The sequence below is a fragment of the Streptosporangium sp. NPDC049078 genome (genome assembly GCF_040648855.1).
Classification (GTDB): domain Bacteria; phylum Actinomycetota; class Actinomycetes; order Streptosporangiales; family Streptosporangiaceae; genus Streptosporangium.
In genome coordinates, this window is the sequence record NZ_JBEZEL010000031.1 from 49,700 (window position 1) to 70,851 (window position 21,152).

The following is a 21,152-nucleotide window of genomic DNA, read 5'->3' on the forward strand; positions in this document are numbered from 1 at the left end:
CACCTTGCAGGCTCTTGCGCCCAAAGCCGCCCGAAAATCACAGAGGAAACAATCAACGCGGGCGCCACGGCGTCACCCCAAGACATCCGGGACGAACTCCGCAAAATCCTACAAGGCTCGGCAAAGAACGTGTGAGTCGGGGTGAAAGCGGGCGGCGTCAGCCGCTCGTGGTGCCGTGTTCGGCGCAGCGCGCGGACCAGCCGCCGGGGGTCACCTGCACCACCATCCGGCGGCGGCAGCGAGAACAGTAGCGGGGTGGCTCCATCGCGCGGGCCGACAGACACGCGGCGTGGTCTGCCTCACCCTCCGGGCGCCCGCAGTGGTCGCAGTACGAGGTCACGAGACCAGACCCTATGCTGACGCGCATGACGCTCGCTCCCGGTCTGCAGGCACGGCTGCTCATCATGGTGGAAACAGAGGACACCGCGACGAAGGTCGGCAGCGGTGACGTTCCCGTGCTCGCCACCCCCCGCCTGCTCGCCCTCGCCGAGCGGGCCACCGTCCAGGCGGTCGCGGGTGCCCTGACTCCGGGCCAGACCTCCGTCGGCACCCGCGTCTTTCTGGAGCACCTGGAGGCCAGCCCGGTCGGCACGCATGTCGAGATCGCCGTCGAGCTCACCGAGGTCGACGGGCGCCGCCTGGTCTTCGGCTTCACCGCCCGCGACCGGACATCCGTCGTCGCCTCGGGAACGATCGAGCGCGTGGTCGTCGACCGTGAGCGCTTCCTCGCCCGGCTCGCCCGCGACGGTGGGACTACTCGATAACGGCGATCAGGTCGCCCTCCTGGATGACGTCGCCCTCGGCGACCTTCAGCTGGGAGATCACGCCGGCGTCCTCCGTGAGGACCGGGATCTCCATCTTCATCGACTCAAGGATGACCAGGGTGTCGCCGTCCTCGACGGGGTCACCCTCGGACACCAGGACCTTCCAGACACTCGCCACCATCTCAGCGCGGATCTCGACCACCGGAAACTCCCATCGTTCAACGTCTCTCAACTGTGTCAGAAAAAGCTGATCACGCCCGCCTAGGAGGGCACCAGTCCCGAGTCGTAGTTTCCGCCGCCGAACTCCTGTCACTCCTGCCGTTCCAGCGCCGCTCCAGTGCCGTTCCGGCGGCTCGGCGGGTTCACGGAAACCCGGCACGGTCTCGCGGGCGCCCGCGTCGGCGTGGCCCCGCGCGAGCGCCTCGTCGGTCTCCGTGGCGAACGGCGGGCCGATCCGGCGAGAGGTCTAGAGCCGGTGGATCGGGGCCAGCCTGTCGATCACCCGGGCCATCGCCTCGACGACCGTCGGGTCGTACTCCTGACCCACCCCCAGCCGGAGCCGTTCGAGGGCGGCGCCCGCCCGGTCGCGGTCGCTGGAACCGCCGACGAGGTCGTCGTAGGCGTTGGCCGCCTTGATGATGCGGCTCGCCATCGGAGGCGCCTCCGCGCAGGTGTCGCACTGGCGGCGGACGATCTCGGCCACCCGGTCGAGCACCCCGGTCTGCCTGATCACCTCCGCCCCCAGTTCGGCGATGCGCCGCGCCTGCTCGGGGTCGGTGAGGACCGTCGCACCGCCGGGAATGGGATCGCGCAGCGACAACTGGCCGATGTCGTGCATGAGCGCGGCGTACTCGAGCTCCAGCAGCTCGGGCTCCGCCATGCCCAGCTCCCGCCCCACCGCCACCGCCAGGCGGCTCACCCGGCGGGAGTGCCCCGGCTCGACGTACCCGCCGACCTCGGTGACCCGGGACAGCGCCCGTACCGTCTGCAGGTAGGTGGCCCTGATCCCGGCGTACTTACGGAAGGCGACCTGGGTGACGAGCAGCGGCGCCGCGAAGACCAGCAGCGAGGTCATGCCCATGCTGTGCGAGGCGAGCGCGAGCAGGATGCCGGAGGCGGCCACGGCCGCTCCCAGCGGCGCGGCCATCCGCAACTCGTCGCGGACGGCCACCTTGAGGGCGGCACGCACCTGCTCGGCCCGCAGCACGGCGGCGAGCAGCACGTCGACCATCACCATGATCAGGATGAGCAGGGCCATCACGCCGAGCGCGGGCCACCAGCCGCTCTCCCCTCCCCCCGCGAGGTCGGACAGCGGCCCCGCCAGCGGCCGGTAGGCCAGCGCCAGCAGGGCACCGGTGAAGAGCCTGCGCGCCATCCCGTCCAGCTGGGGCGGGCGACCCACCGCGAGGTGCGGCAGCGCCCCCGCCACCATGCCGACCGACAGCACCGCGACGACCTGCAACGCCGAATGCCGGGTGGGGACACCCCCCATGTCCAGCAGGAGCGTGTAACCGAGCGCGGCCGCCGCGCCGATCGGGGCCACCTCCCTGTTGCCAGGCATGGTGAGCCTGACCAGCTCGCCGATCGCGATCAGCGCACCGAAGGCGACGGCGATCTGAGGGTCGAGCAGGCCGGTCGCGGCCGTGTGGGCCACCCCGGCCACCGCCACGAGTCCCGCCGCGCAGATCAGCAGGAGCTGTCCCGAGTCGAGCGTCCGGAGAACACGGCCGGTGCCGGAGCCGTTCAACGTTCGGACACCACCTGGATGGGCATGGTCGGGTCGTCGTGGTCCTTCGCGGTCGTCTCCGTCACGTCGGCCGGGGGCGTGACGACCGTGCGCGGCGGCTCCCAGCCGTGCCGGTCGACGGCCTTGACGAACGCCACCACCATCACCGGGTCGAACTGGGTGCCTGCGCCCTTGCGCAGCTCGGTCATCGCCACCTCGCGCGAGCGGGCGTTGCGATAGGAGCGGTCGGAGGTCATCGAGTCGAAGGCGTCGGCCACCGCGATGATCCTGGCGAACTCCGGGATCTCGTCGCCCGCCAGCCCCATCGGGTAACCCTTGCCGTCCTGCCGCTCGTGGTGGTGCATGATCCCGGCGAACGCCTCGTCCAGGAAGTCGATGCCGCGCACGATCTCCAGCCCGCGCATCGGATGGAGCTGGATGGCCGCGAACTCCTCCTCGCTGAGCGGGCCGTCCTTCTGCAGCACCTTGGTCGGCACGCCCAGCTTGCCCACGTCGTGGAGCATCCCCGCGTAACGGATCGCGCGCAACCGCTCCGATCCCATGCCGATCTCCTCGGCGATCATGCCCGCGGCCTTGGAGACGCGGGTGCAGTGGCCACGCGTGTAGTAGTCCTTGGTCTCCACGGCCTGGCAGAGCGCGGCGATCGTCGCGTCGTAGGAGCGCTGCTGCGCGAGATACTGGCCGAAGGCCCAGCGGGCCACGAAGAGCGGGAGCAGCACGAGCACCGCGGAGATCGAGTTGACCGTGGCCCACAATCCGGCGATCAGCAGGCCGAAGGTGGCGTAGCCGAAGTAGGAGACCATGAACTGGGCCACGCCCCGCAGCGGCACCTGGTCGGCCTGACCGGTGAGCTTCAGCACGAGCGCGATCAGCACGAAGTTGAGGGGCACGAAGACGGCCGCCGCGCCCGCGAACGGCACGATGATGTCGTCGAACCCGGCGACGGTCGGCACCCCTGGCCTGCCACCGAGCCACACGTAGACCCGGCCGGCGACGTAGCCGCAGATGGCGAACTGGGCGCTGTTGAACAGCCGCTTCACCAGTGGCAGGCCGGGCCGCACGCTGAACATCGCCGTCATACCGACCAGCGCCGCCCCCTCCGGGCCGAGCAGCACCACCGCGGCGAGCACGGCGGAGAAGCTGACCGACACCGCGGCCTGCCGGACGTGCAGCAGGGTGGGCACCGACTCGCACACCAGGAACAGCAGGGCCAGGACCATGAGGTTGGACCAGTCGAGCAGATCCAGCCCGCCGCCCGAGACCATGTTGTATCCGAGCAGCGCGAACGCGGCTCCGATGACAAGGATCAGATAGACCTTGGCAAACCACGGCAGTCCACGCAAAGCGGCCACCTTAGGGTTCCTAAAGGGCGCGTGCTCAGGTCCAGGAAATCCCAGGAAAGACTGAGGTGACCGTTTCCTTCAACATGCGCTGCCTCCACGTTGATTTCGCACCCAGGCTATCGAAGCGAACCTGCTCAGGAGGGCGAGACGGCCAATCGCAAGCAAAGCGTAATCAAGCAATCACTGTGAGCCATGAATATCCGGAGTATCGGGTTTCGGAGCCGCGCCAATGATCGCGCCGGCCACCCGAGCGGGCGCGCGGGATCCTTCGTCTCGGCTCACGCCGGAGTGATCGCCACTCGCCGCGCGGACGGGCCTGTGATCGGCCCCTGCCGCGCGGACGAATCTGTGATCGGCACCTGACAGGCGGACGGGCACGCGGGATCCTTCGCGTCGGATCGCGCCGGAGTGATCGCCACCTGCCACGCGGACGGATCTGTGATCGGCGCTCACGTCGGAGGCCTCCCGGAGGCCTTTCGCGTCACAGGCTCGCGAGCCTGCTCCTCGCCCAGTCGACGGTGCTCTTCAGCCCCACGGCCAGCTCCGTCTGGGGACGCCAGCCGAGCCCTTCCAACGCGGGGGCCGGGTCGACGGCCATCGCGGGGAGGTCACCCAGGCGCGCCGGGGCCTCGCCCGGCTCGTCGGCGACACCCGCCGCCTCCGCGATCAGGGAGTGCAGCCTCCGGTCGGTGGTCTGGACGCCGGTGCCCAGGTTGAACCGGCCACCGCCGCCCTCGGTGCCGCAGGCGCGGGCGAAGCCGTCCACCACGTCGTCGACGAAGATGTAGTCGCGGGTCTGGGTGCCGTCGCCGTACACCACCGTGGGGGTGCCGTTGAGCAGCGCGTCGGTGAAGATGGCGACCACCCCCGCCTCGCCGTCGGGCGACTGGCGCGGGCCGTAGACGTTGGAGAGCACCAGGGTGGTGTAGTCGATGCCGTGGAGCGCCTTGAACGTGGCCAGGTAGGTCTCCGCGCTCAGCTTGGAGGCCGCGTACGGGGAACGCGGGTCGGTCGCCGCGCCGCCGGGGACCGGGATGACCGCCGGCCTGCCGTAGACCGCGACCGAGGAGGCGAAGACGACCTTGCGGGTGCCTCCGCGGTGGGCGGCCGTCAGGACCGACGCGGTGCCCTCGACGTTGAGCCGCGCGTCATGGACCGGGTCGGCGACGCTCTTGCGCACGCTGATCTGCGCGGCGAGGTGGCAGACGACCTCGGGCCTCCACTCGGCGGCGAGGCCGATCAGGGCCGGGTCACGGATGTCCATCACGTGCAGGGCGAACAGGGGGTTCCTCGCGGCGCCGACCAGGTTGCCGCGATCGCCGCCCGACAGGTCGTCCACGGCCGCCACCTCGTGCCCGTCGGCCAGCAGCCGGTCGACGAGGGTGGATCCGATGAATCCCGCCCCGCCGGTCACGAGTATGCGCATGGTGAACCCCCATCGTCGTACGCCCAAGGCCGTACGACAGATCCTAGGAGGTCAGCGAGCCAGCTCGGAGCGCACCTGGTCGATACGGCTGAGCACCTTCGCCCTCAGGTCGGCCGAGACCTGGTCGCAGCCGCAGTGTTTGGCGACGAGCTGCTTGACGACCTGCTCCAGGCCGTACTCCTCCAGGCAGGGGTGACACTCGTCCAGATGCACGCGGATCTCGGCGCAGTTGCTCTCGTCGAGTTCACCGTCGAGGTAGGTGTAGACCTTGTCCAGGACCTCGCGGCAGTCGGTGTCGTGGTGGTCGCCGCAGCTCACGCGATCACCCCGCCCCTGGCCGAGAGGCCCGTGCCGACGGGTTCGTCGTTCCTGTCTCGCGCACTCACTTCGCACCCTCCGCGGGAACCAGGCCACGCTCGCGGGCGTAGTCCTCAAGTTGGGTCCGCAACTGGCGGCGGCCACGGTGCAGCCGCGACATCACGGTCCCGATGGGGGTCCCCATGATGTCGGCGATCTCCTTGTACGGGAAGCCCTCGACGTCGGCGAGGTAGACCGCGATGCGGAACTCCTCGGGAAGCGCGGCCAGCGCCTGCTTCACGTCGGTGTCGGGGAGATGCTCGAGCGCCTCGATCTCCGCCGACTTCAGCCCCGCCGAGGTGTGCGACTCGGCCCTGGCGAGCTGCCAGTCCTCGATCTCCTCGGCGCCCGACTGCTTGGGCTCCCGCTGCTTCTTGCGGTAATTGTTGATGAAAGTGTTCGTCAAGATCCGGTAAAGCCACGCCTTGAGGTTCGTGCCTTGCTGGAACTGGTGAAAAGACGCGAAGGCCTTCGCGAAGGTCTCCTGAAGAAGGTCCTCGGCGTCCGCGGGGTTCCGGGTCATCCGAAGCGCGGCGGAGTAAAGCTGGTCGAGATAGGGCATGACATCCCGCTCGAACCGTGTGCTCCGCTGCTCCAGAGTCTCCTCGTCTGTCGCAGGGACCTGACCCACCCCCTTAAGATCGCCGGAGTCCTGCTGACGCGGGACACCGTACTGAGCGGAGAATACCCGCTCGACGGGGATAGGCCGATCACCGGGGCGGGTGACTGGTTCGATCAAGGCGAGCATCTGCTTGCCAACCTCCGAAAGGATCGTGCGTTGTCCGCTTGCAACACACCCGCACTGTCATCTGTTCCCGCAAGATAGAAGGTGACGAACGACCCGGTACGGGGAAAAGAAGATACGTACCGGCAGGTAGTTGAAAGACCACCGGATCCTCCCGACGCCAGGAGCTGCTTGTGCTGCCCATCCCGGCCGAAGAGCTGAACGGCTCAGGTGCGCTCGGGCCGTACTGGACCTTTTACCACGCGGTCGTGGCCGAGCAACTGAGCCGATGGCTGCCGGAAAAACCGTCCACCGTCCTCGACATGTCCTGCGGGGACGGCCGCTGGGGTGTCCAGGCGGCGAAGTCGGGACACCGGGTGGTCGAGGTGGTCGACTTCCGCAGGCCCACGGACGGCCAGCCGCCGCACGACATCTCCAGGGTGAGCCAGGTGCGCGCCGACGACCTGCGCTTCCTGCCCGACAGCAGCGTGGACGCCGTGCTCGCCGAGGAGCGCGCGATGTCGGTGGAGCTCATGGCCGAGTCCGCGATCGACGACGTCGCCCGGGTCCTGCGCCCCGGCGGCCGTGCCCTGGTCTGCGTCGACTCCCTGGTGCTGGGGATGGCGATCCTCGCCGAGCAGAACTACTGGGCCCATCTGCGCCAGACCGGCGAGGTCATGCTCGTGCCCTGGCCCGACGGCAGCATCACCCGCTGCTTCAGCAGCGCCCAGCTCCGCGAGCTGCTCACCGACGCCGGGCTGGAGGTCGAGTGGATACGGCCCCGCACGGTGCTGTCCCCCTCGACGGTCGACCACGTGCTCGCCTCCGACTCCCGCGCGCTCACCTGGCTGGTCAACACCGAGCTGGACACCCATCCGGACGACGACGACACGGTGGGCATCCACCTGGTGGCCAGCGCCCGGCGCCCCTAGGCCGGTCGGATCCGGTCAGGGGATCCGTCTATCCCTCCTTCAAGGGCTCGACGAGCTCGGGGCTGTTGTTCCGCACCGAGTTCACGGCGGTGGAGACCGGGTGGATCTCCAGGCCCGTGGAGCCGGCCGGGATCAGGAACCCCTTCGCGTCGGGCGTCCCCGGGTCGAGCCACTCGCCCCAGCGGTCGCGCTCGATCAGCATCGGCATGCGGTCGTGGACCCTGCCCGCCTCGTCCACGGCGTCGGTCGTGATGATGGTGCAGGTCACCAGCCACGAGAGCGGGTCGTCGTCGGCGCGGCCCCGGTCCCGCCAGAACTCGTACAGTCCCGCCATCGCCATCACGCCGCCGTCGGCGGGGCGGACGAAGTAGGGCTGCTTCTTCGGCTTCCCCTTGGCGTCCTTCTCGTCCAGCACGGCCCACTCGTAGTAGCCGTCCGCGGGGATGAGGCACCTACGCTCGGCGAACGCCTTGCGGTAGGCGGGCTTCTCGGCCACCGTCTCCACCCGCGCGTTGATCATCTTGGATCCGATGGACGGGTCCTTCGCCCAGGCGGGGACCAGTCCCCAGCGGACCACGCGGAGCTGCCGGATCGGCCGGTCGCCCGGCGCCGACTTCGGCACCCGGCTCATCACCGCGTACACCGGTTTCGTGGGCGCGACGTTGTAGTCGGGCCCGAGTTCCTCGTCGGCCGCTCCGTCGAGCTCGACCTGGAACTCCTCCAGCAACTCCTGCTTGCCCCGCGCAGACGCGTATCTCCCGCACATACCTCCACTTTGCCACGCCGCGACACGCCGGGACGTTCCCGACCCCGTTTTCCGATCTTGCCGCCCTCCGGCGTGCCTCCCGTCCGAGCCCGGCCGCCTCTCCGTCCCCGCCGTCCCATCTGTCCTCTCCGTCCCCGCGGCACGCACGGGCGGCGCGAGGCGGGCACCGGTAGGCTTTTGCCCATGTCCGCTCCGCTGTGGCCCGCGCCGACCGCGACCGAACCCGTCCGCGCGACCGTCCCCCTGCCCGGCTCGAAGTCCGTGACCAACCGTGCGCTCCTGCTCGCCGCGCTGGCCGACGGACCGGGAACGGTACGCCTGGCGCTGCGCAGCCGCGACGCCGACCTGATGGCGAACGCGCTGCGGACGCTGGGCGCGACGATGGTCCCCTCCAACGAGAGCGCCTCCAGCGTCGACTGGGCGATCACGCCCGGCCCCGTCACCGGCGGTGCCCGTATCGACGTGGGGCTGGCCGGCACGGTCATGCGCTTCGTGCCGCCGATGGCGGCGCTCGCCGAAGGCGAGGTCTTCTTCGACGGCGACCCGCACGCCCGCAAGCGCCCGATGGGCCCGATCCTGCGCGCGCTGCGTGCCCTCGGCGCCGAGGTGACGGGCGACGCGCTGCCCTTCACGGTGCGAGGGCCGCTGGCGGGCGGCGAGGTGAGGCTCGACGCCTCGGGCTCGTCGCAGTTCCTCTCCGGCCTGCTGCTCGCGGGGGCGCGCTTCGAGAAGGGGGTGACGGTGCGCCACGAGGGCCCGCCGATCCCCTCGCAGCCGCACATCCGGATGACCGTCCAGATGCTCAGGGAGTTCGGCGTCGTGGTGGACGACTCCGAGCCCGACGTCTGGCGGGTCGAGTCCGGCCCCATCGGGGCGCGGGACTTCACCGTGGAGCCCGACCTGTCCAACGCGGCGCCCTTCCTGTGCGCCGCCATGGTGACCGGTGGCACGGTCACCATTCCCGGCTGGCCCGCCCGGACGACGCAGCCGGGCGACCAGCTCCGTACGCTCCTGGCGGACATGGGCGCCTCGGTGGAGCACACCCCCGAAGGGCTGTCGGTCACCGGCACCGGGCGGATCGTCGGCATCGAGGCCGACCTGCGCGACGTGTCCGAGCTCACCCCGACGATCGCCGCGCTCGCCGCCCTGGCGAGCTCGCCCAGCAGGATCGGCGGCGTCGCCCACATCCGCGGGCACGAGACCGACCGGCTCGCCGCCCTCGTCACCGAGATCAACGGCCTCGGCGGTGACGCGAACGAGACCGAGGACGGCCTGGAGATCAGGCCCCGCCCGCTCACCGGCGGGGTGTTCCACTCCTACGCCGACCACCGGATGGCGACCGCCGGAGCGGTGATCGGGCTGGCCGTGCCGGGCGTCGAGGTGGAGGACATCGCCACCACGGGTAAAACCCTTCCCGAGTTCGCCGCCATGTGGGCGGACATGCTGCGCGGCGCGCGGTGAGGGGTGAGCGGCCGGTAGGCCCCGCGGTCCCCCTCGGGGACGCGCCGGGCCGGAGAAGGCGGAGACACTGAGAAAGCGCGAGTACGACGAGGACGACGTCAGGGTCAGGCCGGGAAAGGGATCCCGGCCCCGGACCCGGATCCGCCCTGCCCACGAGGACGCGGTCGCGGCGTTCGTGGTCGCCGTCGACCGCGGGCGCTACACGTGCCTGGTCGAGTCGGCGGGCGAGAAGGGCCGCCGCCGCAAGAAGGACCAGGCCGAGGGTGCCGCGATGAGCGGCAGGGTCGTGGTCGCGATGAAGGCGCGCGAGCTCGGCCGCAAGGGCATCGTGGTCGGCGACCGGGTGGCCCTGGTGGGCGACGTCTCCGGCATGGCCGACACGCTCGCCCGCGTCGTGCGGGTGGAGCCCCGCGCCTCCATGCTGCGCCGTTCGGCGGACGACACCGACGACACCGACGGCATCGAGCGCCCGGTGGTCGCCAACGCCGACCAGCTCGTCATCGTGACGGCCCTGGCCGACCCGCCGCCCAGGCCCCGCATGATCGACCGGATGCTGGTCGCGGCCTTCGACGCCGACATCGATCCGCTGCTCTGCCTCACCAAGTCCGACCTCGCCACACCCGACGAGCTCGTCTCGCTGTACGACCCCCTCGGGGTCCCGTACGTGGTGGTCCAGAAGGGCGGCGGCCTGGAAGAGGTGCGAGAGCGCCTGGAGGGCCGGATCAGCGTGCTCGTCGGCCATTCGGGGGTGGGCAAGTCGACGCTGGTCAACGCCCTGGTCCCGGACGCCAACCGGGCCGTCTCACACGTGAACGCGGTGACCGGCCGGGGCCGTCACACCTCCACCTCGGCCGTCGCCCTGGAGCTGCCGGAGGGCGGCTGGATCATCGACACCCCCGGGGTACGCAGCTTCGGGCTCGCCCACGTCTCGGTGGAGACGGTCCTGGCGGGCTTCCCCGACCTGGTCGAGGGCACCGTCCAGTGCCCGAAGGGGTGCAACCACCTCTCCGACGAGTGCGCCCTGGACGCCTGGGTGGCGGCCGGGCACGCCGACCCGGTCCGGCTCGCCTCCCTGCGCCGCCTGCTCGCCAGCCGCGAGGGCGCCTCCGACGACGACCAGTCCTGAGGGCGCGCCGGTGACCGCCCCGGAGGGCGAGGCGACGAGCGTGCGCCGCGACGTCAACGCGTCAGTGGTTCAGCCGGAAGGCCCAGGCGACGGTCATCTCGGACACGAGGGTGCCGTCGGCGGTCCTGATCTCGACGGCGACGTCGAACTCGGGGCGTTCCCCCGCGTCCAGTGTGGCCACGACCTCCTCGCGGGACGCCCGCAGGCGGGCCTCCGCGACGACCTCGCCCTTCGCGAGCTTGAGGTAGCGGATCGCCGCGCTCTTGGCCAGCGGGGTGGCCCGTGACAACTGGTCGCCGAAGGTGGAGAGCATCGCGGCGCCGGAGGCCGTCTCCGCGACGCTGAACAGGGCTCCGGCGTGCGGGCCTCCCACGTGGTTGTGCAGCTCCGCCCGGTCCGCCATGCGGGCGACGGCGAAGCCCGGTTCCACCTTGTCGAACGAGATGCCCAGCGTCCTGGCGAACGGGACGCTCTGCAGCATGAAGTCACCCACATCAAAGGTCATACCGGAATGCTACTCGCGAGTAACACCGATGCCAACGGATGTTTCACGCGGTATCCCGGCCTGGTAGGACGCGACACGATTGTTCCGCTTGCTCCCCGATCTCCGCCATTCGGCCGCCGACACGATAGCGTTGACGCCCGTGACGGGTTACAACGACGATCTTCGCCTCGCGCACGTCATGGCCGACGCGGCCGACGATCTGACCATGCGCCGCTTCAAGTCCATGGATCTGCGCGTGGAGACCAAACCCGACCTCACACCGGTGAGCGACGCCGACAAGGCGGCGGAGGAGGCGATCCGCGCCGCCCTCGGCCGTGCCCGGCCGCGTGACGCCGTCATCGGCGAGGAGTTCGGCGCGAGCGGCCACGGAGAGCGCTCCTGGATCATCGACCCGATCGACGGCACCAAGAACTACGTGCGCGGAGTGCCCGTCTGGGCCACGCTCATCGCCCTGATGGACCAGGGCCGCGTCGTCGTGGGCCTCGTCTCCGCCCCCGCGCTCGGCCGCCGCTGGTGGGCGGCCCGCGACAGCGGCGCCTGGACCGGCAAGAGCCTCACCAAGGCTTCCAAGTGCCAGGTCTCCTCCGTCGCCCAGCTGGAGGACGCCTCGTTCTCCTACTCCAGCCTCGGCGGCTGGGAGGAGGCCGGGAAGCTCGACGCGTTCCTCGACCTGAACCGCTCCGTCTGGCGTAGCCGCGCCTACGGCGACTTCTGGTCGCACATGCTGGTCGCCGAGGGCGCGGTCGACGTGTCGGCGGAGCCTGAGCTCTCCCGCTGGGACATCGCGGCGCTGACCGTGATCGTCGAGGAGGCGGGCGGCATCTGGACCGACCTGTCCGGCGTTCCCGACGTCGACGGTGGCAGCCTGCTGTGCAGCAACGGCTCCCTGCACGGCGAGGTCCTCAAGCGCCTCGGCGGCGGACCGCTCACCCTCCCCGCCTAGCTAGCGGTTCGTCCCCCGCCCACCCTTCCAGGGGTTCGTCCCCCTCCCCGCCGATCGCCCTCCGGCGAGGCGCACAGGGGGCACCCGCCCGCTCGCAGGGCCGCCACCTCCCCGATCGGGGGCGCCCACCCGCGGTCCCGTTCGGGCGCCGCGCCACGGGTCCGGCCGCGTTACCTTCCGCCGGATGTCGGGAAGGTGAACAGATCGGCAAGTCCGGGAGATCGCGGCCCGAGCCGGGAACGTTCCCGCGACGCGGCCTCCTCGCCGGGTCACGCCCGGACCTGGGAGTCCCCGACGCCCCGCCCACCGGGCCTACCGGAGCGGAAACCGAGATCGAACTCCCGTCGACGCATCGGTATTCACATCCGTGGGCCTACCTCTTCCGGCCCCGGTCATGGCTCGTTTCATCTCCGTTCACTTTGCCCCACTTTTATCGAAGTCATCGAGAACGGATCTCACTACGGAGAAGGAACATACCGTGACCAGTGGACAGCGCCGCCTCAGCGCGGTGGCGACGGCCGCGCTCGTCGTATCGCTCGCGGCCGCGTGTGGTGGCGACGCCAAGCCCAACAGTGACGGCAGCACCACCGCCGCCAGCAGCGCCTCCTCGGCCGAGCCCGGCGCCGGTGCGGCCCTGAGCGGCGAGGTCAAGATCGATGGCTCCAGCACCGTGGCCCCCCTCACCCAGGCGGCCTCCGAGCTCTTCGGCGAGGAGCAGCCGCAGGTGAAGGTGCCGGTCGGCACCTCGGGCACCGGTGGCGGCTTCGAGAAGTTCTGCGCCGGCGAGACGGACATCTCCAACGCCTCCCGCGCGATCAAGGACGAGGAGAAGACGGCCTGCGAGGCGAAGGGCATCACCTTCACCGAGCTCACGGTGGCCGTCGACGCGCTGACCGTCGTGGTTTCCAAGGACAACGACTGGGCCACCTGCCTCACCACCGACCAGCTCAAGAAGATATGGGAGCCGGCCGCCGAGGGCAAGGTCAAGACCTGGAAGGACGTCGACGCCAAGTTCCCGGCCGAGCCGCTCAAGCTCTACGGCCCCGGCACCGACTCCGGCACCTTCGACTACTTCACCGACGAGATCAACGGTGAGGAGGGCGCGAGCCGCAAGGACTACAGCCCGAGCGAGAACGACAACGACATCGTCACCGGTGTCGCGGGCGCCAAGGGTGGGCTGGGCTACTTCGGCTTCACCTACTTCGAGGAGAACATGGACAAGCTGAAGGCCCTGGAGGTCGACTCCGGCGAGGGCTGCGTGGCCCCGAGCGTCGAGTCGGCCCAGGGTGGCAAGTACACCCCGCTCTCCCGCCCGCTGTTCGTCTACCCCTCCGCCACCGCGGTGAAGCGGCCCGAGGTCGCGGCCTTCCTCGACTTCTACGCGGCCAACATCCACGCGATCGCCACGGACGCGAAGTTCATCCCGCTCAACGCCGAGCAGGAGGCCAAGCTCAAGGCTGACATCACCACGCTGAAGAGCGCCGGCTGATGTCGGCTCAGCACCGCACGACCGTTCCAGGGACCCCGGCGTCCCTGGCGCGGTCGCGCCCGCGTTACGGCGAGTCCGTCATCAAGGTCATTCTCCTGGCCGCGGCGATGGTGTCGGTGGCGACCACGATCGGCATCGTCATCGCGCTCCTCGAACCGACCGTCGAGTTCTTCGCCGCGGTGAGCTTCGGGGAGTTCTTCGGCTCCACCGACTGGGGTCCGCTGTTCAACCCGCCGGCGTTCGGCGTGTGGCCGCTCATCGTCGCCACCGTGGAGATCACCCTGATCGCCGTCGTGGTCGCCGTCCCGCTCGGACTGGCCTCCGCGATCTACCTGTCGGAGTACGCCTCCCACCGGACCCGCAAGATCTTCAAGCCGGTGCTCGAGGTCCTCGCGGGCGTCCCGACGGTGGTCTTCGGCTTCTTCGCCCTCACCTTCGTCACCCCGCTGCTGAGAGACCTCTTCCCCTTCCTGGGACTGGACGGCAAGAACGCGCTCGCCGCCGGCCTCCTCGTCGGCGTGATGATCATCCCGATCGTCGCGTCGCTGTCGGAGGACGCGATGGCCGCGGTGCCGAACGGCCTGCGCGAGGGCTCCTACGCCCTCGGCGCCTCCAAGATGCTCACCTCGGTGCGCGTCGTCGTGCCCGCCGCGTTCTCCGGCATCGTCGCCGCCGTCATCCTGGCGATCTCCAGGGCCGCGGGCGAGACGATGATCGTCGCGATCGCCGGTGGTTTCAAATCCGTCTTCACGCTCTACCCGGGCGATGAGATGTCCACGATGGCGGCCTTCATCGCCCAGGCCGGCTCCGGTGACGCCTCGGTCGGCTCGATCGCCTACAAGACCATCTTCGCGGTGGGTTCCCTGCTCTTCGTGATCACCTTCGCGATGAACTACCTCAGCGCCCGCATGGTCCAGAAGTATCGCGAGGTCTACGACTGATGGCCATCCTCTCCACACCCCGCTCGGCCGTACAGCTGGCGAGCAAGGGGCGCCCCCTCAAGGAACACCTCTTCCGCATCGCGCTGCTGGCCAGCCTCGCGATCGCCCTCCTGTTCCTGGTCATGCTGCTGGTCTACGTCGTCGAGGAGGGCTGGCCGCGGCTCAACTCGATGCTGTGGGAGAACCAGCCCTCGATCCGCCGCCCGGAGACGTCCGGCGTCCAGTCAGGCATCTTCGGGACCCTGTGGATCATCGCGCTCACCGCGCTCATGGCCCTGCCCACCGGCATCCTCGCGGCGATCTACCTCGAGGAGTACGCCGACAGGACCAAGTGGTACAACAAGCTGATCGAGCTGAACATCTCCAACCTGGCGGCCGTTCCCTCGATCGTCTACGGCATCCTCGGACTGGGCATCATCGCCCGCTGGATGCAGTTCGGCTTCACCGTCATGACCGGCGCGGTCACGATCTCGCTCCTCGTACTGCCCATCGTGATCATCTCCGCCCGCGAGGCGATCCGCGCGGTGCCGCCGTCGATCCGCGAGGGCTCGCTCGCACTGGGCGCGACCCAGTGGCAGACCATCTATCGGCAGGTGCTCCCGGCATCCATCCCCGGCATCGCGACGGGCTCGATCCTGGCACTCTCCCGCGCGATCGGCGAGGCCGCCCCGTTCCTGATGCTCGGTGCCGCGACGCTCGTCCGGTTCAACCCCGAGGGCGTCTGGAGCAGCTTCACCGTCCTGCCGCTGCAGATCTACAGCTTCATCAGCCGCCCCCAGGAGGAGTTCGCCATTCTCGCCGCGGCGGCGATCGTGATCCTGCTGGCGATCCTGCTCCTGATGAACTCCGTCGCCATCTGGCTCCGTAACCGCTATCAGAAGCGCTGGTGAGGTAAGAGATGTCCGAGATTGGAATTTCCGTGCCGAACGTGAACGTGCGCGGACCCGAAGTCCCCCGCACCATCGAAGCCCTCGACCCGGTCTTCACCGTCTCCGACCTCAGCGTCTTCTACGGCGACTACGAGGCGGTGCGCGGGGTCAACCTGACCATCGGCAACCGCGAGATCACGGCCATGATCGGCCCCTCCGGCTGCGGCAAGAGCACCGTGCTCCGCTGCTTCAACCGGATGAACGACCTGATCCCCGGCGCCCGCGCGGTCGGCGAGATCCGGTACCACGACGAGAACCTGTACGGCGACCACGTGGACCCGATCGAGGTCCGCCGCCGGATCGGCATGGTCTTCCAGAAGCCCAACCCCTTCCCCAAGTCGATCTACGACAACATCGCCTACGGTCCCCGGGTCAACGGCACCAAGGGAAACATGGACGAGATCGTCGAAGAGGCGCTCACCAAGGCCGCGCTCTGGGACGAGGTCAAGGACAAGATCAAGCAGAACGCGCTCTCCCTGTCCGGCGGACAGCAGCAGCGCCTGTGCATCGCGCGGGCGATCGCGGTGAAGCCCGACGTCATCCTGATGGACGAGCCCTGCTCGGCCCTGGACCCGATCGCGACCACCAAGATCGAAGACCTGATGCAGGAACTGACGCGCGACTACACGATCGTCATCGTCACCCACAACATGCAGCAGGCCGCCCGCGTCTCGGACCGCACGGCCTTCTTCACCGCCGAGGTGGACGAGGCCGGAGTGCGGCACGGCCGTCTGGTGGAGTTCGACGAGACGAGCCGCATCTTCACCAATCCCAGCGACAAGCGGACCGAGGATTACATCACCGGCCGCTTCGGCTAACCCACATTGGAGGATCCTGGTGATCCAGCCGCAGACGGCACCAGAGGTGGACGGGGACACACGGACGGCGCCCATGCTGCTGGTGGCCGACCCGGAGGCGGCCATGGTCCACGACCTGGCCACGGCCCTGGAACGCGAAGGTCTGCAGGTCATGGGCGTCACCGACGGCGCCCAGGCCCTGTTGCAGGCCGGAGCGCTGCGCCCCGACGTCGTTCTCGTCAGCGCCTCGCTGCCGGTCATAGGGGCGGTGGAGTTCGTCCGCGCGGTACGGCTGACGCGGGCGATCCCCGTCCTGCTGGGCGTGGGCGACGGTCACGCCCAGCAGGCCGTCCAGGCGCTGGCGGCCGGAGCCACCGCGTGCGTGGCCCGGCCCTACCGGGTGCCCGAACTGCTTCCCCTGATCCATTCCGCCTTCAACGGCGAGTCGGGGACCCGCAGGGCACTCGTGGTCGGCAGGGTGGAACTTGACGTCAACGCCTACCAGGTCAAGGTCGACGGCAGGATCGTCCATTTGCCGCTGCGCGAGTTCGAGTTGCTGCACTACCTGATGCGCAACGCGCACCGCACGGTGACGCGGGAGCAGATCATGCGGCACGTCTGGCACTCCACCGACACGACCTCGACCAACACCATCGCGGTGCACGTCAAGCGCCTCCGCGCCCGACTGGGCGACACCGACGACCGGCTGATCCAGACCGTGCGAGGAGTGGGGTACCGGCTGGTCGACAGAACGGCGTAACGCCTGCCTCCCGCGGGCCGCGAAGGCGCCCGGCTCAGTTCGCGGCCGCCTCGCAACCGGGCCCGCCTCGGAAGGCGGCCATGAGGCGCTCGGCCACGCCCTCGACCCTCGCGATGCCCGTCTCCATGCTCGGGCTGTCATCGGTGAGTACGGCCACCGCGTAGTCGTGCCCGTGCCCGCGGATCAGCCCGGCGCTCGCGACCGCCCAGCGCCCGTTCGCCGCGTGCCGCAGCCAGCCGTTCTTCAGGGACACCTGGTCGCCCTCGCACGCCCCCGCGCTGATCCCCCACTTCTGCTCGGGTGTCACCCTCTTCATCAGTCCGAGCGCCCTGCGGCGTTCCGCGGGGGCCAGCGGACTCTTACCGGTGGCCAGAGCCCTGACCAGCCGGATCTGGTCCTCCGCGGTGGTCTGCGCGACGCCCCAGCAGTACTGGGTCGCACACCCCCCGCGGGGGGTGTAGGTGCGTTTGAGACCGAGCCTGCGGTTCGCGCCGGCAAGGCCGGACTCCAGCCCGATCCGTTCGTACAGCCGGTCGGCCGCCTCGTTGTCGCTGAAGCGGATCATGTTTCTCGCGTCGGACCTGGCCCGCTCACCGAGCCGATGCCAGCGCGTCCCGAGCAACAGTGCGGTCAGGATGCCCACCTTGGAGGTGTTGGCCGACGGCAGCTGCAGGGCCTGATGGTAGTGGTAGCGCCGGCCGGTGCCCAGGTCGCTCACCGCGGCGGCGGTTCTGCCGCCGTACCCGGCGAGGAACACGTCGAGGCTCCGGCCGAGTTCCTTGGGAAGGATCTTCGGCGAGCGGGCGGCGCGTACCCCTCCCGAGTCGTGAGGTGCCCCGGCGCCGGGGAAGACGGGTGCCGGGACAGCGGCCAGGAACGGCGCGGCGGGAGGAGGGCTCGGCGACGGCGCGACAGGAGCGGCCTGCCGCGCGGGGGAGGGCAACGGCATGCTCACCGGTGTCAGGCCCTGACACGTGCTGCAGGCGGCGGCCTGCGCGGTGACCAGCAGGACGGCAGCGGCGGCCACCCGTTTCCTTGCTCTCATCCTCCACCCCAACCGTCTCCCCCATTACATGACGATCGGGATATGTCCCACTACACATAGCAATAAGACGATCAAGCGAAATCTAGTCTGAAACAGGGCGTGCGCTATAGAACATCCCGCCAGACCGATGCCCGCTCTTAGCGAACGTCCGCGATTAGCCGGGTGATGACCTCGTCATCGCAGGTCGCCCAGAAGTCCCCGACGACGTCCTCCAGGTGCTCCAGCGACTCCGCCCGGAAGAGTACGTCTTGATATTTCGTGATGTCGTAGTGCGTGGTGCCCATGGCGGCGATGTCCAGCGGACGGATGTCCATTCCCCGGAACTCCTCGATCTCCCCGTACGAGGACAGGATGCCCGCGCCGTACGCCCGCAGCTCGCCCTGGTCCGTCATCACGCCGAACTCCATCGTGAACCAGAAGATCTTCGAGATGAACTCCAGCGCCTCCTTGCCCTCGACCCGCCGGGCCGCCGCTCCCGCCAGGCGGTATAGCCGCGAGTAGCGGTCGGAGGCCAGCGCGTTGGCGTGCCCGATCACCTCGTGGATCACGTCGGGCTCCGGCGTGTACAGCGGCGTGGAGTGGTGCCGGATGTACTGCGTGGAGTGGAAGAGCCCGTCCGCCAGGACACCGTAGAAATCCCTGAGCGGCACCAGCCCGGCAGCCGGGACGTAGCGGAACCCGGTCAGCGGTTCCAGCAGATCGCTCACCTCCTGGAGCTGCGGGATGCGCTCGGCGGGCAACCCGAGCCGATCGGCCGCGCGCAAATACTCGGCGGTCGCGTACTTGTGGTGTTTCAGGCCCAGCTCCCGGCTGACCAGGGCCCACACCTCGTGCTCCTGGTCGGTGTACTCGGCTGTCGGGATGGGCGTACCCGGCACGTACTCCATGGCGAGCGCGGCGATCGCGTTGCGGCGCGCACGGTAGACCGGGTCGGCGAAACCGGGATGACCGGTGCCGAGCTCGACCTCGATCGAGCCGTCGTCACGGGTCGCCACCGGTGCGAAGTACTGCGCTTCCTCGAACATAAATGAAATGACAGCAATATCCGGAAACGTTGGCAAGAGCAGCCAGTTGTACTGGGCGATCCGCACAGAAACGTACCGTGACACCTCGTCTATGCTGGTCGAATCGCCCAATCTGACAAGGACGCGAGGAGATGTCGATCGACGAGCTGGACGGCCGCCTCCTGGTCACCATGCGCGCCAACCCGCGCATCGGCCTGACCGAGCTGGCCCGCCTGCTCGGCGTGGCCCGGGGCACCGTGCAGGCCCGCGTCGAGAAGCTGATCGCCCGCGGTGTCATCGCCGACTTCGGCCCCACCGTCACCCCCGAGGGTGCCGGATACCCGATCCTCGCGTTCGTCTCACTGCAGATCGCCCAGGGGCGCCTGGACGAGGCCGTCCAGGCCCTGGACTCACTGCCCGAGATCCTGGAGGTGTACGGCACGAGCGGCCAGGCCGACCTGCTCTGCCGGGTGGTCGCCCGCAGCACCCCCGACCTCCAAGAGATCATCGCCCGCATCCTGGCCTCGCCCGCGGTCCAGCGGACGGACACCACGATCGCCCTCTCCATCCAGGTCCCCTACCGGATCGAACCCCTGCTCCGCGCCGCCTCCGGCGCCTGAGGCCGCTCGCTCTCTTTTGCTTCAGCCGAGGACGCCCACGATCTCGTAGATGCCGTGAGCTCGCGTCCGTGACGCCGCTGTTCACCCTCGGTGGGCCGGGAGACGGGTCATCGGTGGGCCTCAGGTGTCCGGAGACCGGCGAACACGATGGCCAGCGTGCGGCGCCTCAGGTCGTCGTCCCAGCCCGCGTGGAGGGCGCCCTGACAGATACCGGTCAGCAGGGCGATCACCTCGTCGAGACGGACGTCGTCACGAACCGTACCGGCCTCCTGGGAGCGGACCAGAAGCGTCTCGATCCCGTCGCGCAACATCCGCACCGAACTCGCGACCTGGAGATCGACACCCGTCTCGGCCAGGAGACCGACGACCGTCCTCTTCCGCGCCGCCTGCTCGACCATGCGGGCGACGAAGGTGAACAGCGCCTCTCCAGGATCGTCATCGTCGGCGAGCACGGCCATCTCCCCGTCCAACCTGCCCAGGAGGCCTTTCATGATGGCCTGCAGCAGAGCCTGCTTCGTCGGGAAGTGCTTGAAGACCGTGCCGATGGCCACCCCCGCACGGGCGGCGACCTCCTCGGTCGACGCGGAGACGCCCTTCTCGGCGAAGACGGCCTCGGCGGCGGCGAGGATGCGCTCGCGGTTGCGCCGGGCGTCCGCACGCAACGGCCTGGCACCACCGGACTCGCCTGTCTCGCCCGCCGAAGGATTCGTGGTGGTCATCCAGCCAGTCTTCCCTGTCCTCGTCCTTCGCCGCCCGCCCATCTCCCCGTTCGCCCCCGACTCTGCTCGTGCCCACGAAGTGCGGCCTCTTCGCGTGTGAGAACGGCGTTGACAAAGTGAGTCGCCACTCATGATTATAAAGATGAGTTTCCACTCACCTTAGTGGCCGTCCAACGGCCGTCACGAAGGGATCCACCATGACCGAATCCACCGTCACCCCCGGTCCCCGCGAGATCTTCGAGCGCGTGCGGCGACACTGGCTGGAGAACCTCGGCGGCTTCGGGAACGAACTGGCCGAGAACGCCGTCGTCGAAATCCCCTTCGCTCCACCCGGCATGGCCAGGCGACACGAGGGGAAGGAGGCGTTCCTGCTCTTCTCCGGCCCCGAACAGGCCGCCTTCGCCGACCGGTTCGCCTTGGACGAGATCCGCGACGTGGTCGTTCACGAGACCGCCGACCCCGAGGTCATCGTCGTCGAGTACGAGCTCGCCGGCAGGGTCCTCGCCACCGGCCGGCAGGCGTCCTCCCCCTTCATCGGGGTTCTCCGGGTGCGGGACGGGAAAATCGTCAACTGGAGAGAATACCAGAACACCTTGAACATGATCGAAATCATGGGGCAGCCACAGCGAACCTGACGGTCACCTCTGGTAAAGCCCGTGAAGGACCCCTGGAAAGCACGAAAGGCCCCCACCAACGGTGAGGGCCCTACGTGAAAGATTGTCCGGCGGTGACCTACTCTCCCACACCGTCCCCG

At 69.3% G+C, this 21,152-nt stretch carries 24 protein-coding genes; 12 read left to right on the forward strand and 12 right to left on the reverse strand.

Annotated features, from left to right (window positions below):
- Positions 1 to 157: 157 nt before the first annotated feature.
- Complete coding sequence (locus tag AB0B90_RS37525) at positions 158 to 367, reverse strand: hypothetical protein (RefSeq protein ID WP_362521376.1); 210 nt, start codon at positions 365 to 367, stop codon at positions 158 to 160.
- Here AB0B90_RS37525 and AB0B90_RS37530 point away from each other — a divergent pair.
- On the forward strand, positions 366 to 764 hold the full coding sequence (locus AB0B90_RS37530) for a thioesterase (protein ID WP_350949780.1): 399 nt from the start codon (positions 366 to 368) through the stop codon (positions 762 to 764). The two genes, AB0B90_RS37525 and AB0B90_RS37530, sit on opposite strands and share 2 nt — an antisense overlap.
- Here AB0B90_RS37530 and AB0B90_RS37535 read toward each other — a convergent pair.
- From AB0B90_RS37535 to AB0B90_RS37560, 6 genes are all read right to left on the reverse strand, one after another.
- Positions 754 to 966: a biotin/lipoyl-binding carrier protein gene (locus AB0B90_RS37535; protein WP_350949781.1), complete on the reverse strand. Its 213-nt coding sequence runs from the start codon at positions 964 to 966 to the stop codon at positions 754 to 756. The genes AB0B90_RS37530 and AB0B90_RS37535 overlap by 11 nt on opposite strands.
- 264 nt (positions 967 to 1,230) lie before the next feature.
- Positions 1,231 to 2,511, reverse strand: a complete 1,281-nt coding sequence (locus tag AB0B90_RS37540) for an HD domain-containing phosphohydrolase (RefSeq protein ID WP_350949782.1) — start codon at positions 2,509 to 2,511, stop codon at positions 1,231 to 1,233.
- Positions 2,508 to 3,863 (reverse strand): HD-GYP domain-containing protein, encoded by a 1,356-nt coding sequence (locus AB0B90_RS37545; RefSeq protein ID WP_362926638.1) that lies wholly within the window; start codon positions 3,861 to 3,863, stop codon positions 2,508 to 2,510. The genes AB0B90_RS37540 and AB0B90_RS37545 overlap by 4 nt, the downstream gene beginning before the upstream one ends.
- 472 nt (positions 3,864 to 4,335) lie before the next feature.
- Complete coding sequence (locus AB0B90_RS37550) at positions 4,336 to 5,280, reverse strand: NAD-dependent epimerase/dehydratase family protein (RefSeq protein ID WP_362926640.1); 945 nt, start codon at positions 5,278 to 5,280, stop codon at positions 4,336 to 4,338.
- 51 nt (positions 5,281 to 5,331) lie between these two features.
- Positions 5,332 to 5,598, reverse strand: coding sequence for a mycothiol system anti-sigma-R factor (gene rsrA / locus AB0B90_RS37555; RefSeq protein WP_350949785.1), 267 nt, complete (start codon positions 5,596 to 5,598; stop codon positions 5,332 to 5,334).
- 64 nt (positions 5,599 to 5,662) lie between these two features.
- Positions 5,663 to 6,268 carry a sigma-70 family RNA polymerase sigma factor gene (locus AB0B90_RS37560; protein WP_350949786.1) on the reverse strand — a complete coding sequence of 202 codons (606 nt, stop codon included), beginning with the start codon at positions 6,266 to 6,268 and terminating at the stop codon, positions 5,663 to 5,665.
- A 287-nt stretch (positions 6,269 to 6,555) separates the two neighbouring features.
- On the opposite strand from AB0B90_RS37560, the gene AB0B90_RS37565 reads away from it, so the two are divergent.
- A complete protein-coding gene (locus AB0B90_RS37565; protein WP_350949787.1) occupies positions 6,556 to 7,293 on the forward strand; it encodes a methyltransferase domain-containing protein in 738 nt (245 codons plus the stop codon).
- A gap of 28 nt (positions 7,294 to 7,321) precedes the next feature.
- Here AB0B90_RS37565 and AB0B90_RS37570 read toward each other — a convergent pair whose 3' ends face one another.
- On the reverse strand, positions 7,322 to 8,059 hold the full coding sequence (locus AB0B90_RS37570) for an SOS response-associated peptidase (protein WP_350949788.1): 738 nt from the start codon (positions 8,057 to 8,059) through the stop codon (positions 7,322 to 7,324).
- Between the two features lie 183 nt (positions 8,060 to 8,242).
- On the opposite strand from AB0B90_RS37570, the gene aroA reads away from it, so the two are divergent.
- Positions 8,243 to 9,520 (forward strand): 3-phosphoshikimate 1-carboxyvinyltransferase, encoded by a 1,278-nt coding sequence (gene aroA / locus AB0B90_RS37575; protein ID WP_350949789.1) that lies wholly within the window; start codon positions 8,243 to 8,245, stop codon positions 9,518 to 9,520.
- A gap of 67 nt (positions 9,521 to 9,587) precedes the next feature.
- A complete protein-coding gene (gene rsgA, locus AB0B90_RS37580; protein ID WP_362926650.1) occupies positions 9,588 to 10,646 on the forward strand; it encodes a ribosome small subunit-dependent GTPase A in 1,059 nt (352 codons plus the stop codon).
- Positions 10,647 to 10,707: 61 nt separating this feature from the next.
- Here rsgA and AB0B90_RS37585 read toward each other — a convergent pair whose 3' ends face one another.
- The gene (locus AB0B90_RS37585; RefSeq protein WP_362521333.1) at positions 10,708 to 11,151 is read right to left on the reverse strand and encodes a DUF4442 domain-containing protein; all 444 of its coding nucleotides are present in this window, start codon (positions 11,149 to 11,151) and stop codon (positions 10,708 to 10,710) included.
- 139 nt (positions 11,152 to 11,290) lie between these two features.
- Between AB0B90_RS37585 and hisN the strand changes: the two genes are divergently transcribed.
- The 6 genes from hisN (at position 11,291) to AB0B90_RS37615 (ending at position 17,010) form a co-directional block, all read left to right on the forward strand.
- Complete coding sequence (gene hisN / locus AB0B90_RS37590; RefSeq protein ID WP_350949791.1) at positions 11,291 to 12,094, forward strand: histidinol-phosphatase; 804 nt, start codon at positions 11,291 to 11,293, stop codon at positions 12,092 to 12,094.
- A gap of 478 nt (positions 12,095 to 12,572) precedes the next feature.
- The gene (locus AB0B90_RS37595) at positions 12,573 to 13,583 is read left to right on the forward strand and encodes a PstS family phosphate ABC transporter substrate-binding protein (RefSeq protein WP_362926643.1); all 1,011 of its coding nucleotides are present in this window, start codon (positions 12,573 to 12,575) and stop codon (positions 13,581 to 13,583) included.
- Positions 13,583 to 14,524 (forward strand): phosphate ABC transporter permease subunit PstC, encoded by a 942-nt coding sequence (gene pstC, locus AB0B90_RS37600; protein ID WP_350949793.1) that lies wholly within the window; start codon positions 13,583 to 13,585, stop codon positions 14,522 to 14,524. Before AB0B90_RS37595 ends, pstC begins: the two co-directional genes overlap by 1 nt.
- Complete coding sequence (gene pstA, locus AB0B90_RS37605) at positions 14,524 to 15,414, forward strand: phosphate ABC transporter permease PstA (protein WP_350949794.1); 891 nt, start codon at positions 14,524 to 14,526, stop codon at positions 15,412 to 15,414. Before pstC ends, pstA begins: the two co-directional genes overlap by 1 nt.
- Positions 15,415 to 15,458: 44 nt before the next feature.
- A complete protein-coding gene (gene pstB / locus AB0B90_RS37610) occupies positions 15,459 to 16,271 on the forward strand; it encodes a phosphate ABC transporter ATP-binding protein PstB (RefSeq protein WP_350949803.1) in 813 nt (270 codons plus the stop codon).
- A gap of 19 nt (positions 16,272 to 16,290) precedes the next feature.
- Positions 16,291 to 17,010, forward strand: a complete 720-nt coding sequence (locus tag AB0B90_RS37615) for a response regulator transcription factor (RefSeq protein ID WP_350949795.1) — start codon at positions 16,291 to 16,293, stop codon at positions 17,008 to 17,010.
- Positions 17,011 to 17,044: 34 nt separating this feature from the next.
- Here AB0B90_RS37615 and AB0B90_RS37620 read toward each other — a convergent pair whose 3' ends face one another.
- Positions 17,045 to 18,037 carry a serine hydrolase gene (locus AB0B90_RS37620; RefSeq protein ID WP_362926646.1) on the reverse strand — a complete coding sequence of 331 codons (993 nt, stop codon included), beginning with the start codon at positions 18,035 to 18,037 and terminating at the stop codon, positions 17,045 to 17,047.
- Between the two features lie 155 nt (positions 18,038 to 18,192).
- Positions 18,193 to 19,080 (reverse strand): phenylalanine 4-monooxygenase, encoded by an 888-nt coding sequence (locus AB0B90_RS37625; protein ID WP_350949797.1) that lies wholly within the window; start codon positions 19,078 to 19,080, stop codon positions 18,193 to 18,195.
- A gap of 131 nt (positions 19,081 to 19,211) precedes the next feature.
- Here AB0B90_RS37625 and AB0B90_RS37630 point away from each other — a divergent pair, with 131 nt between their 5' ends.
- Positions 19,212 to 19,679, forward strand: a complete 468-nt coding sequence (locus AB0B90_RS37630; protein WP_350949798.1) for an Lrp/AsnC family transcriptional regulator — start codon at positions 19,212 to 19,214, stop codon at positions 19,677 to 19,679.
- A 107-nt stretch (positions 19,680 to 19,786) separates the two neighbouring features.
- Here AB0B90_RS37630 and AB0B90_RS37635 read toward each other — a convergent pair whose 3' ends face one another.
- Positions 19,787 to 20,398, reverse strand: a complete 612-nt coding sequence (locus AB0B90_RS37635; protein WP_350949799.1) for a TetR/AcrR family transcriptional regulator — start codon at positions 20,396 to 20,398, stop codon at positions 19,787 to 19,789.
- Positions 20,399 to 20,595: 197 nt separating this feature from the next.
- Between AB0B90_RS37635 and AB0B90_RS37640 the strand changes: the two genes are divergently transcribed.
- Positions 20,596 to 21,033: a nuclear transport factor 2 family protein gene (locus AB0B90_RS37640; RefSeq protein WP_350949800.1), complete on the forward strand. Its 438-nt coding sequence runs from the start codon at positions 20,596 to 20,598 to the stop codon at positions 21,031 to 21,033.
- Positions 21,034 to 21,152 lie beyond the last annotated feature (119 nt).